10 protein-coding genes are annotated in these 12,295 nt (G+C 72.5%); 2 read left to right on the top strand and 8 right to left on the bottom strand.

Annotated elements, in window-relative coordinates; all coding sequences use genetic code 11:
- Both KN815_RS39340 and KN815_RS39335 read right to left on the bottom strand, forming a co-directional pair.
- On the bottom strand, positions 1-577 hold a 577-nt coding region (locus KN815_RS39340; protein WP_253209521.1), incomplete at its 3' end, for an ATP-binding protein.
- 185 nt (positions 578-762) lie between these two features.
- Positions 763-1,098 carry a hypothetical protein gene (locus KN815_RS39335; RefSeq protein ID WP_059145517.1) on the bottom strand — a complete coding sequence of 112 codons (336 nt, stop codon included), beginning with the start codon at positions 1,096-1,098 and terminating at the stop codon, positions 763-765.
- 179 nt (positions 1,099-1,277) lie between these two features.
- On the opposite strand from KN815_RS39335, the gene KN815_RS39330 reads away from it, so the two are divergent.
- On the top strand, positions 1,278-2,399 hold the full coding sequence (locus KN815_RS39330; RefSeq protein ID WP_216346596.1) for a PLP-dependent cysteine synthase family protein: 1,122 nt from the start codon (positions 1,278-1,280) through the stop codon (positions 2,397-2,399).
- Positions 2,400-2,457: 58 nt separating this feature from the next.
- On the opposite strand, the gene KN815_RS39325 is transcribed toward KN815_RS39330, so the two are convergent.
- Positions 2,458-2,931 carry an SRPBCC family protein gene (locus KN815_RS39325; RefSeq protein WP_216346595.1) on the bottom strand — a complete coding sequence of 158 codons (474 nt, stop codon included), beginning with the start codon at positions 2,929-2,931 and terminating at the stop codon, positions 2,458-2,460.
- Positions 2,932-2,955: 24 nt separating this feature from the next.
- Positions 2,956-3,801, bottom strand: a complete 846-nt coding sequence (locus tag KN815_RS39320; RefSeq protein ID WP_014058797.1) for a DeoR/GlpR family DNA-binding transcription regulator — start codon at positions 3,799-3,801, stop codon at positions 2,956-2,958.
- A 202-nt stretch (positions 3,802-4,003) separates the two neighbouring features.
- Here KN815_RS39320 and KN815_RS39315 point away from each other — a divergent pair, with 202 nt between their 5' ends.
- Positions 4,004-6,385 carry a hypothetical protein gene (locus KN815_RS39315; protein ID WP_372458595.1) on the top strand — a complete coding sequence of 794 codons (2,382 nt, stop codon included), beginning with the start codon at positions 4,004-4,006 and terminating at the stop codon, positions 6,383-6,385.
- Here the strand turns inward: KN815_RS39315 and KN815_RS39310 are convergent.
- The 4 genes from KN815_RS39310 to KN815_RS39295 all read right to left on the bottom strand — a co-directional run.
- Entirely contained in the window at positions 6,355-8,793 is a 2,439-nt protein-coding gene (locus tag KN815_RS39310; protein WP_216346593.1) for a right-handed parallel beta-helix repeat-containing protein, read from the bottom strand. The genes KN815_RS39315 and KN815_RS39310 overlap by 31 nt on opposite strands.
- Before the next feature lie 211 nt (positions 8,794-9,004).
- Complete coding sequence (locus tag KN815_RS39305) at positions 9,005-9,607, bottom strand: Rv1733c family protein (protein WP_216346592.1); 603 nt, start codon at positions 9,605-9,607, stop codon at positions 9,005-9,007.
- Positions 9,608-9,687: 80 nt separating this feature from the next.
- Positions 9,688-11,445, bottom strand: a complete 1,758-nt coding sequence (locus KN815_RS39300) for a GAF domain-containing sensor histidine kinase (protein WP_216346591.1) — start codon at positions 11,443-11,445, stop codon at positions 9,688-9,690.
- Between the two features lie 114 nt (positions 11,446-11,559).
- On the bottom strand, positions 11,560-12,295 hold a 736-nt coding region (locus tag KN815_RS39295), incomplete at its 5' end, for a universal stress protein (protein WP_216346590.1).

Below are 12,295 nucleotides of genomic sequence, written 5' to 3'. Positions count from 1 at the left end.
GGGTGGGCGCCGGTGCGACGGGCATCGGTGCCGGGGCGGTGGCGGGTCCGGGTGTGGGCGCGGGGCCGGTGATGGGCGTGGTGGGCGCCGGCGCCGGGCGGGAGGCGTCCATGCGATGGGGCGGTGCGGTACGGCCCGCTCCATGCGCCGTGAGGGGCGACTTGGCGGCGGCGGTGGGCCGCGGCACGGCCAGTGTGAACCACACGACCTTCCCGCTGCCGTCGTCCCGCGCGTGCATCCCCCAGCTCTGGCTGACGGCCGCGACCAGCGCGAGCCCCCTGCCATGCGTGGCGACGGGATCGCAGGCCCGAAGGCGGGGCAGCCGCGGATCCTGGTCGCGGACCGAAACGGTCAACCGGTCCAGCATGAGAGCGATCTCAACTGTGCACTGCTTGTCCGGCTCGGCATGCCGATGCACATTGGTGAGCAGTTCGGTGACGCCGAGCGCCGCCGGGTCGATGAGCGGATCCAGATGCCAGTAGCGCAACTGCGCCGACACGATTCTGCGGACCTGTCCGATCCGCGACGGCAGGGCCTCCAGCTCCACCGTGCACTGCCTGCTAGGACGACTGATCACGGCTGCGACTCCCTGAAGAAGTTGGGGCTAGCCTGATTCAGATGCGGGCGACGAACACGTTCAGCAGTGGTGGCTGCTGGGCGCGACCGGTGGGACGGTTCTCAGCGTCACCGCTTGTTGACCCTCAGTGATACTGATACTCGTCCAGGGTCGGCCCCACCGCGCGCATGCGCAACTCGGCCACTTCACCGCTTCTGGGAGTGCCCCCGAGCGGACCGGACGGCGTCGAGGAAGCGGCTGGCGGCCCCCGAGCCGGACTTGGCCGAGGTGGACTTGGTGTCCTGCGAGCCGAGGGTGAGACGGTAACGGGTGCCGTTCACGGTGGCCATGGCCTGGTCCCCGTCGACGAACCAGGGCTTGCTGGCGCGCACCGACTGCACCGGCGCGCTGTCGATCTCGCGGCCGTAGCTGGTCAGCAACTCCAGCCTGCCGTCCTTGATCAAGACCTGTCCGGCGCGGGTGACCGAGCGCAGGAACCGCTCGATCCGCACTCCCCTGGCGTTGAACTCGTTATCGGCCATCACAACCGCCTCCCCGATGGCTCCGACTGGCACTTCTGTCGCCGTCTCTCATTTTCCCTGCTGCGCAGTGTGCCCGGGACCGGCCCCGGGCACCAGGGCGCACTGGGGGACAATGAGGATCGAAACGGCACGAGTATGCCACCTGGGCTGGGCGTGGGCACAAGCAGGAGGAGTGGGCGTTGGACGGCACGGCGCGCGGGATCATCAAGACGATCGACGTGGACCGCAGCGACCACGGCTATCGCGGATGGCTGAAGGAGGCCGTCCGAAAGGTCCAGGCGGACGCCCAGCGATCCGCGGACACCCATCTGCTGAGCTTCCCGCTGCCCGAGCGCTGGGGGATCGACCTCTACCTCAAGGACGAGTCCACCCACCCCACAGGGAGTCTCAAGCACCGTCTGGCACGCTCGCTGTTCCTCTATGGGCTGTGCAACGGCTGGATCCGGCCGGGCAAGCCCGTGATCGAGGCGTCCAGCGGCTCGACCGCCGTATCCGAGGCGTACTTCGCCAAGCTGATCGGGGTGCCCTTCATCGCGGTGATGCCCCGCACGACCAGCCGGGAGAAGTGCCGCCTGATCGAATTCCATGGCGGCCAGTGCCATTTCGTGGACGACCCGCGGACCATGTACGAGGAGGCCGCCGCCCTCGCGGCGGAGTCCGGGGGTCACTACATGGACCAGTTCACCTACGCCGAGCGGGCCACCGACTGGCGCGGTAACAACAACATCGCCGAGTCGATCTATCAGCAGATGCGTCTGGAGCGCTATCCCGAACCGGCATGGGTCGTCGCCACGGCGGGCACCGGAGGCACCTCGGCGACCCTCGCCCGCTATGTCCACTACATGCAGTACGACACCCGGGTATGCGTCGCCGACCCGGAGAACTCCTGCTTCTTCGACGGCTGGGTCCACCATGACGACGCCGCCTCCAGCGACCACGGTTCACGCATCGAGGGCATCGGCCGCCCCCGGATGGAGCCCAGCTTCGTACCGGGCGCGATCGACCGGATGATGAAGGTCCCGGACGCGGCGAGCGTCGCGGCCGTCCGCGCTCTGGAGCGGGCCATCGGCCGTAAGGCGGGCGGTTCCACCGGGACGGGGCTGTGGAGCGCGCTGCGGATCGTCGCGGAGATGGTCGCCGCGGGGCGGACCGGGAGCGTGGTGACGCTGCTGTGCGATCCGGGGGAGCGGTATCTGGACAAGTACTACTCGGACGCGTGGCTCGAAGGGCAGGGGCTGGACATCGAGCCGTATGTGAAGACGCTCGACATCTTCCTCACCACGGGCACCTGGACCGACTGACGGCGCTCCCGGCCGGACCGGCCGGCCTCTGCCCGGCCGGCCTGCGCCCGTACGGTCCTCAGGCCGCCGCCACCATCCGGTCCAGGTTCCGCACCGCCTGGTGGAACGCGCGCCGCAGACCCGGCCGCATCGCCCGCACGACAGCGCGCAGCAGTGCGGTGCCGTCCACCGCGAACACATAGCGCACCACGGTGCCGCCGCCGTCCCTGGGCCGCAGTGTCCACTCCTCCAGCAGCGCCCGCAGCCCCGGTGCGTTGGTCTCGTCGACGCGGTAGGCATAGCGCTCGTGCGGCTCGACCGCCATGACCGTCTCGCGGAAGCGGCCGCCGCCCACGAGGCGGATCGCCCTGCCCTTGCCGCCGTCCGTGGAGCGGGCTTCCTTCACCGATGTGAACCACCGCGGCCAGCCCTCGACATCGGTGAACGCCTCGAACACCGCCTCGGGAGAGGCCGAGATCTCGGCGACGAAGACGAGCCGCAACGGGGCGGTCTCGACGTACTCCAGTCCGACGGCACGCAACCGGTGTGTCATGGACACACGATAACTGTCGGGGTGTCAGATGTCTGCGGTGCGGGACGGCTCGCCCGCCACCACCAGCTCCGGCAGATACTCGGAGATCTCCGCCCGTGCCTCCTCCGGCAGCCCCGGGTCCGTGACCAGCGCGTTCACCTGGTCCAGCGAGGCGAAGGAACTCAGCCCCACCGTGCCCCACTTGGTGTGGTCCGCGACCACCACGACCCGCCGCGCGGCCCTGACGAAGTGGCGGTTGGTCTCCGCCTCCGCGAGATTCGGCGTGGACAGACCCGCCTCCACCGATATGCCGTGCACTCCGAGGAAGAGCACATCGAAGTGGAGGGAGCGCACCGCCGCGTCCGCGACCGGCCCCACCAAAGTGTCCGACGGCGTGCGCACCCCGCCGGTGAGCACGACGGTGGCCGCACCCGGGCGCGGGCCCACCCCGCCGAGCGCCGCCGACCGCTGGGCGTTGTAGAACACATCGGCCACCCGCACCGAGTTCGTCACCACCGTCAGATCCGGCACCTCCAGCAACTGCTGGGCCAGCGCGAAGGCCGTGGTGCCCCCGGCCAGACCGATCGCGGTGCCCGGCGTGGCCATTGCGGCCGCCGCCTTCGCGATGTCCTCCTTGGCGCTCAGCTCGAGGCCCGACTTGGCCTCGAACCCGGGCTCGTACGTGCTCGCCTCGGCCACCGGCACGGCCCCGCCGTGCACCTTCTCCACCACGCCCAGCCGGGCCAGCGCGTCCAGATCGCGACGAACCGTCATGTCCGAGACATTGAGCTTGCGCGTCAGCTCATTGACCCGCACCCCGCCGCGCCGCCTGACCTCATCGAGGATCAGAGCGCGCCGCTGCTCCGCGAGGAGGTTCTGGTTGTCGCTCACCCTGCCTCGTCTCCCTCCGGTCGGCCCTCGTCGCCCGCGCGTTCATCTTCGCATGAGGTGAGGACAGCCGGTCGCCACAGCACCCGGGGTTACGATTTCGCCACGCCCGCCCTGTCAGGGTCGGGGGAGGCGGCCGATGGGCACAATCCTGGAGCAGAACGACCGCACCACACCGGAATCGGGGGACACGGTGCCAGCGAGCATGCCTACGGACACGCCGGCCGACGGGGCGCGACGGGCGACGGCAGCCCGTAAGGGCGGAGCGCCGCCGCCCGATCTCGAACTCCTCGTCCACGGAGTGGGCGGCACCACCCCCGAGGAGATGCTGCGCGATCCGCGCACCTGCCGGATCACCGGCGACGAGACCGCGGCGATCTACCGCAGGGCGGACGAGGTCGACGCCGAGCAGCGCTCGCCGCAGGACCGGGAGGGCCCGGACCGGGATGGTCCGATCCGCGAGGCGTACGTATGGTGCAACCTCACCTCGGGCAACAGCTCCCGCGCCCTGTGGCTGCTTTTACTGCCGTTCATGGTCGCCAACCTCGCCCACTGGATGCGGCCCCCGGCCGACCGGCGCGAGCGGACCGTGCGCACCTACGGCCTGTTCGTCCGGCTCGTGGCGCTCACCCTGACCGTGCTGCTGATCGCCGGGGCCTGCGAGGTGGCCCTGGACCTGATCGCCTGGCAGTGTGCCGGTTCGGCCGACTGCGCCGGTGGCAAGTCCTGGCTCGGCTTCCTGTCCCCGGAGAACCACGGCTGGTGGAGCCAGCCCGGCCGCAGGCTCGCGCTCGCCGCGGTGCTGCCCGGCGCGCTCACCGGACTGCTGTGGTACCTGTCCAACCGCACCTGGAGCGCGTACGAGTCCTCCCCGCCGCTGGAGCGCCCGGTCGACGAGTCCGCCCCCGAGGCGGGCAACCGCCCCGCGCTGTGCCTGCCCGGCTTCTGGTACGGCCGCAGGATCGTCGCCCGGCTGCGCGCCGCGCACACCGCCGCCGGTTTCCTCACCATCGCGGCGGGCCTGACCCTGCCCACCACCACCTACGACCGCAGGCCGGGCGGCGGCGGGCTGGAGGACGCCGCGGGCTGGGCGCTGCTGACGCTGCTCGCCGTGGGCGCGGTCGCGGTGGTGGCCGTGGTGTGCTACCGCGGCCGCAGTGAGACCAAGGTCGACGGGGAGCTGGACCGCATCACCATCACCGCGCTGCCCGGTGCGGCCCTCGCGGTGCTGGCGCTCTCCGTGCTGTATGCCGGGTGGTCCCGCCCCGGCTGGTCCTCCACCGGCAAGCTGCCGGGCAACCAGGCGTTCTGCGCCATCGCCATAGGGGAGGGCGCGCTGATCGTGGCCATGGCGGTGTGCGCCCTGGTCCTCCACCGCTCCGCTCCCGGCCGCACCCCGCTGTACGGGCTCGCCGGGCCCGCCGTCGCCGTGCTCGCCTGCGGGCTCGGCGCGGTGCTCGCGGGCGGTGTCGCCCAGCGCTTCGCCGACTGGCTGGACGGCGGCGCCACCCCCGGTGAGGGGCCGGGCATCGCCCCGCCGGTGCTGCTGACCTGGCTGGCCACGGCCATCCCGGCGCTGCTGCTCGCCCTGGTCGTACTGCTGCTGATCTTCACCGTAAGGGTGTGGCGGGTGCGCAACCGGCTGCTGCCGACCATCATGGACGGCTATCCGGGGGAACGGCCCGACGCGGTGCGCACCCGGCGGATCGCGCGCACGATCGCCCGCGCCGGCCTCACCGACTCCGCCCCGTGGATCGTCGGCCCCGTCGCGCTGCTGACCCTGCTGTTCGGCGCCGCCGCCGTCACCGGGGCCTGGGCCACGGACCAGGTGCCGGGGCGGGCCGCCGCCGACGCGCCCGGGGCCGTGGACGCCGCCGCCCAGACCGCGCAGGCGCTGGGCTCCTGGCTGATGGGGCTGGCCTTCCTGATGCTGGTCACCTGGGCCCGCCGCGCCTACCGCAGCCCCTCCGCCCGCCGCACCATCGGCATCCTGTGGGACGTGGGCACCTTCTGGCCGCGCGCCGCCCACCCCTTCGCGCCCCCGTGCTACGCCGAGCGGGCGGTGCCCGACCTGACCTGGCGGATGGAGACCTGGACCCGCCGGTACGGCGGCCGGCTGGTCATCTCCGGCCACTCCCAGGGCAGTGTGCTGGCCGCCGCGGCGGTCTGGCAGCTCGACCACCGCACCCGCGGCCAGGTCGCGCTGCTCACCTACGGCTCACCGCTGGAGCGGCTCTACGGGCGCTGGTTCCCCGCCTACTTCGGCCCCACGCAGTTGCTCTCGCTCCACGGCGAGGTGCGCTACTGGCGCAATCTGTGGCGCTACACCGACCCGATCGGCGGCCCCATCCGGCTGCCCGACGGCAGCGGGCCCGAGGTCGACTGCGGCGCGCTCAAGGACCCGCTGGTCTACGGCCGTACGCCCGAACACCCACTGCCCGCGCCGATCCTGGGGCATGGGGACTACCAGGCCGATCCCGTCTTCGACCGGGAGCGGGCCGGGCTGCTGGCCCGGCTCCCGGAGCAGACGCCGCCTGGGCAGGAGGGGGCCGCCGGTCAGATGAGCTCCGGCAGATCCTCGGGATAGAGCAGTGTGAGGTCGTCCGTGGTCGGGTCGCTGAGCTGGGCGACCCGGCCCGCATGCCGCTCCACCATCGCCTCGAAGGTCTGCCGGGCGGTGCGTCCGTTGCCGAACGCCGGGCCCTTGGGAAGCGCCGTGAAGTACTTCAGCAGCGCCTCCGCCGCCCCCTCGCCGATCCGGTACTCATGCTCCTCGGCCTGCTGCTCCACGATCCGCAGCAGCTCCTCCGGGGCGTAGTCGCCGAAGGTGATGGTGCGCGAGAAGCGGGAGGCCACACCGGGGTTGACGGACAGAAAGCGCTCCATCTCCGCGGTGTATCCCGCGACGATGACCACGACCGCTTCCCGGTGATCCTCCATCAGCTTGACCAGGGTGTCTATCGCCTCCCGGCCGAAGTCCCGGCCGGAGTCCTCCGGCGAGAGGGCGTACGCCTCGTCGATGAACAGCACCCCGCCGCGCGCCCGGTCGAACGCCTCCTGGGTGCGTATGGCCGTGGAGCCGATGTGCTCACCCACCAGGTCCACCCGGGAGACCTCCACCAGATGGCCGCGCTCCAGCACCCCGAGGGAGGCCAGGATCTCCCCGTAGAGCCGGGCGACGGTCGTCTTACCGGTGCCCGGGGAGCCGGTGAAGACCAGATGGCGGCGGACGGAGGCGGCCTTGAGCCCGGCCTCCTGACGCCGCCGGCCCACCTCGATCATGTCGGTGAGAGCGCGCACCTCGCGCTTGACGCTCTCCAGCCCGACCAGTGTGTCGAGTTCGCCCAGCACCGCCGAGGACGGGCGGACCGAGACCGGGGGCTCGACGGCGGGCGCGGAGGTCTGGACGGACCGCTGCGAGGGGACACCGCCCAGCAGCCCGCCCGTCGAGGCGGCGGTCTCCACGGCGGGCGCGGTGAGCGGCGGATGGCCGGGTGTGGTCGGGGAACCCAGCGCCGTGGTGGCGCTCTCGTCGCTGGTGCAGTCCTCGACCAGCGGCCCCGCCTCGGAGAACTCGTACCCGCCGCGCGCGCACCGCTCCGTACGGCACCGGGTCAAGGTGGAGCGGCAGCCGTCGATGATGTGGAAGCCGTAGCCCCCGCTGCCGGTCACCCGGCAGCCGGTGAACGTGCCCCGGCCCTCGGCGGACACATAGAACCCGGCCTCCGTCGGCCCGGAGACCGTGGTGCGCTCGACCGTCGGATCGGCGCCCTTGGTGACGATCACTCCGGTGGCGGCCCCGTCTATCGTGCAGTTGGCGAGGGTGCCGCCGCTGCCGTGGTCGCGGAACCACGCCCCGGTGGCCGCCTCCCGGATGCGGCAGTCGTCCAGTTGGACGGTGGCCCCGTCGCTGACCGAGACCGCGGTGGAGCGCACCTGCGACAGATCGCTGTCGACCACATCGACCCGCGACCCGCGGTCCAGGACGAACAGCGCGTCCGGCACCTCGCGCACCCGGCACGAATCGAGCACGGCGGTCGCCCCGTCGCTCACCCACACCGCCGGATAGTCACCGGTGCTCTCGTGCAGCTCGCACTGGTTGGCGTCCACCCGGGTGCCCGGATCCCACACCGACAGGCCGTTGCGCCCGAACCGACGCACCGTGGATCGGGTCAGCGTCAGCACCGAACGCGACCTCAGATCGATCGCGTTCTCCGGGATGTCATGGATCTCGCAGTCGGCGAGCGTGAGCACCGCGTCCGTGTCCAGGTTGACCCCGTCGGACGTCGTACGGTGCACCCGGCAGTCGGTGAGATGCCCGGTCGCGCGCCCGGAGACCTGCACCCCGGCGCCCCTGATCTCGTACACCTCGCAGCCGACGGCCTCCAGCGAGGTGCCCTCGCCGGTCAGCGAGAAGCCCGCCCCGGACGCGTGGTGGACCCGGCAGCGGTCCAGGCGCGGACGGGCGCCGCCGCGCACCGCCACCCCGGACTGCCCGGCGGCCACCACCTCGCATTCCTCGAACACCCCGCCCGCGCCGTCCAGCACGCTGAGCCCGACGCCCGCGGGGTTGTCCACGGTGCAGCGCCGCACGGTCGGACGGGCGCCGCCGCGCACCTCGATGCCGACCGCCGAGCGCGTGGCGACCCGGACGTCCGACACCTCGGGGGTGGCGTCCTCGATCAGCAGCGCGGGGGCGGCCGAGTCCTGGCCCTCGACATGCAGATCCTGGACCACGGCGGAGGCACGGATCGTCAGCGCGACTCCGTCCACCGGCGCGATGCGCACCGAGCCGCGCGCCGAGCCCTCGGGGCCGCGCAGTGTGACGGCCCGGCCCACCACCAGATTCTCGCGGTAGGTGCCGGGCGAGATGGAGAGCACATCACCGTCCCCGGCGGCCTCCAGGGCCGCCGTGAGGGAGGCGTACTCTCCGGTGCGGCGCCGCCACCGAGACGTTCCGCTGTGCGTCACCTGGACGACCGAGCCCTGTGCCATGGTGCTGCTGTGCCCCCACCTCGTGCGTTGCCGGTGTGCGCGCCCGACTGCCGCTGCCGACCGCCGCTGCGCATATGGAAGGCCCCACCGTAGCGTGCGTACGGCACCATGAGATGACCTGCCTGTGGACCACGGGCGGAGTTGGCGTTCATATGACAACTCCCGCCCGTGCACTGCCCACTCACACGGACCGACGGCCCGCTCGCGGGGGCTAGCTGTCGGCGTCCGCCCGGCCCCAGTCCTGACCGGCTCGCTCCCAGGCGATGTCCCACTGTGTGTAACGCCGGCGCATGAGCCGCCATACGACCAGCCGCCGGGCGCCGTCCACCAGGACCGCCGTGGCCCCGGCCGCGCCGACCCCGGCCAGCACGGCGTGGGTGGTGGCCGTCGCGGTGTCCAGCGGACGGCCCACCGGGCGGCCCTGGTCGTCGGTCCAGATCCGGAACCGCTCACCGGGGTCGGCCCCGGGGTGGGCCCCGAGCGTGCCCTGGTGTCTGCTGCCGTCCGGCCCCGTCCAGCGCGCGAGGACACGGCGGTGCGCGTCTCTCGCGGAAGCGGTCTCGGGATCGGAGTCGATGGGCGGATGCGGCAGCACCTTCAGCACGGTGGCCGAGAGCGGATGGCGCTCGGCCCGCTGTTCGTGCGCGGCCCTCAGCAGCGCCCCGTGCGCCAAGGACCCCGATGCCCAGCCGACTGCGGGGGCGACGAGCAGGATGAGCGCCGCGGCGATCATCGCCGCGCACGCCTCCACGATGTCGGTCTTACGGCGCAGCGGATTGCGCCGCCAGCGCCACAGCCCCCAGATCATTCGCATGGATCACATACCCCCTTCCCCGTTCGTGGGTACCGCATGGCGGGCCGGATATGCGCGGATTCGGTGAAGAGAGAGCAATATCACGGGGCCAGCCCTTTCGCCGTTCCGGCGGGCCGTCGGCGGTTCAGAGGGACACACCAGACCAGCCGGGTGCCGCCCGCCTCGGGCGCCTCGATGTCCAAGGTGCCGCCCAGGAGTTCGGCCCTGGACCGCATGTTGACCAGCCCCCCGCTGGGGGCGGCGCCTCCGATGCCCACCCCGTTGTCCGCGACCACCAAGGTGATGTCGGCGCCCACGGTCAGCCGCACCTCCACCCGCTGGGCATGGGCGTGCCGCACCGTATTGCTGAGCGCCTCGGCGAGCACCGCCAGCACATGGTCGCCGGTCGTATCCGGCACATCGGTGTCCACCGGGCCGTCCATCAGCAGCGACGGTGCGAAGCCCAGGGTGTCGGAGGCCGACCGGACGGCCTTGACCAGCCGGCGCCGCAGCGTGGCGGGTTCGCCGCCGTCGTCCCCGACCGTGCGCAGGGCGAAGATGGTGGAACGGATGATCTTGATGGTCTCGTCCAGGTCGTCCACGGCCCGCCCCACCCGTTCGGCCGCCTCCGGGCGTTCGATCAGCCGGCCCGCGCTCTGGAGGGTGAGACCGGTCGCGAACAGCCGCTGAATGGCCAGATCATGGAGGTCCCGGGCGATCCGGTCACGGTCCTGGAGCAGCGCCATATGCTCGGACTCGGCGCGGTGCCGGGCCAGTTCCAGAGCGAGCGCCGCCTGCGCCGCGAACCCCGAGAGCAGCTCCACCTCATGGTCGTCGAAGGGCTGCCGCCCGGCGAGCCGGCACAGCCGCAGCGCACCGGAGGCCCGCGCGCCCGCGACCAGCGGAACGGCTACCACCGGGCCGAACTCGCTCTCCGGAGCCGGCAGCGGCCAGGACCGGGCCCGGGAGTCCACCCGTACGTCCGAGGCGACCGAGGGGCGTCCGGTGCGGGCGGCGAGCCCGGCCAGCGAGCCGTCGGACGGCACCATGAGCCCGCCGATGGCCTCCGCGTCATGCCCCTCGGCCACCTCGACCACCAGGGAGTCGGTGCCCGCGGCCGGCAGCAGGATCGCCGCCGAGTCGGCGAGGGCCACCTGAAGGGCGAGCCGAGCGATCAGGCTCAGCGCCTCGCCCGCCTCGGTGCCCGCCAGCAGCGTACGGGTGATGACGCCGAGCGCCTCCAGCCACTGCTCGCGGCGCCGGCTCTCGTGGTACAACCGGGCGTTGTCGATGGCCACCCCGGCCGCGACCGACAGGGTGGTCAGCACCGCCTCGTCATCGGCGTCGAACTGGGCGCCGCCGCGCTTCTCGGTCAGATAGAGATTCCCGAAGACCTCGTCACGGACCCGGATCGGCACGCCCAGGAACGAGCGCATCGGCGGATGGTGCTCCGGGAAGCCGTAACTCGCCGGATGCTCCGACAGATCGGTGAGCCGCAGCGACTGGGGGTGGCGGATCAGCTCGCCGAGCAGGCCGTGACCACTGGGCAACGGGCCGATGCGGTGCGCCCGTTCCTCGGATATGCCCACCGGCAGGAACTGCGAGAGCCGATGCCGGTCGATCACACCCAGCGCGCCGTACTCCGCGTCGGCCAGCACCACCGCGGACTCCACGATCCGGCGCAGCACCTGCTCCAGATCCAGCTCGCGGCCCACGCTGAGCACGGCCTCCAGCAGATTGTGCATCCGGTCCTGGGTGGACCGGGCGGCGTCCAGCCGCGCCTGGAGCTCATCGAGAAGCTGGTCGAGCCGGAGTTGGGGGAGGGCCGGATGGCGTCCCTGATCCACACTGCCCGACACCTGGCCACCGTCCCCCCATGAGCCCCTCACCAGCAGAGTAGCCGGGGCCGGCGTCGGTGGTGGCGGCGATGGAAGGAACTCGGCCAGGGTCAGGCGCCGCTGAGGGACGGAAGCCTAGGAAACCGGCACCACGGCGACCGGGCACTTGGCGTGATGCAGTACGGCGTGGTTGACAAGCCCGAGCTGCATGCCGAAGTGCCCCTGCCGCCGCCGCGCCCCCACCACCAGCAGATCGGCGTGGGCGGAGGCGTCCAGCAGCGCCTTGCGCGCCGAGCCCTCGACCGGGCGGTGCGCCACCGGCACCGGAGGCAGCCCGGCCGCCGTGGCGCCGCCCAGCGTCTCGTCCAGGAGTTCGGCGGCGCGCCGCGCGTGATCCTCGCGCGACGCCCCGCGGCCCTCGTGTCCTCCGCGGTTCTCGCGTGCCCTGTGGTCGTCATGTGCCCCGTGGTTCTCGCGCGCTCGGTGGTCCTCGGGGCCCGCGCAGCGCCATGCGTGCACCGCCTCCAGTTCCCCGCCGCGCAGCCGCGCCTCGCGCAGGGCGAACGCGACGGCGGCAGAGGGCGGCGCGGGCTCCCGCTCGCCGGGGCGCTCGCGCTCGGCGATCCCCACCACCACCCGGTTCATCCCGCCGTGCACGTTCTCCGGGCGGCCGCGCACCACGACCACCGGGCACTGGGCACGGGCCGCGATGCCCAGTCCGACCGAGCCGAGCAGCAGGGAGGCGAACTCGCCGCGGCCGCGCGAGCCGACCACCAGCGCCTCGGCGCTCTGCCCGGCGCGCAGCAGGGCGGTGACCGCGTCGTCGGCCGCCAGGTCGGTCATCACCTTCAGGGCCGGCACCCGCCGCCCG

Origin of the sequence: Streptomyces niphimycinicus, from assembly GCF_018883605.1 — a bacterium.
GTDB lineage: Bacteria > Actinomycetota > Actinomycetes > Streptomycetales > Streptomycetaceae > Streptomyces > Streptomyces niphimycinicus.
This window is presented reverse-complemented; position numbering and strand designations above follow the sequence as displayed.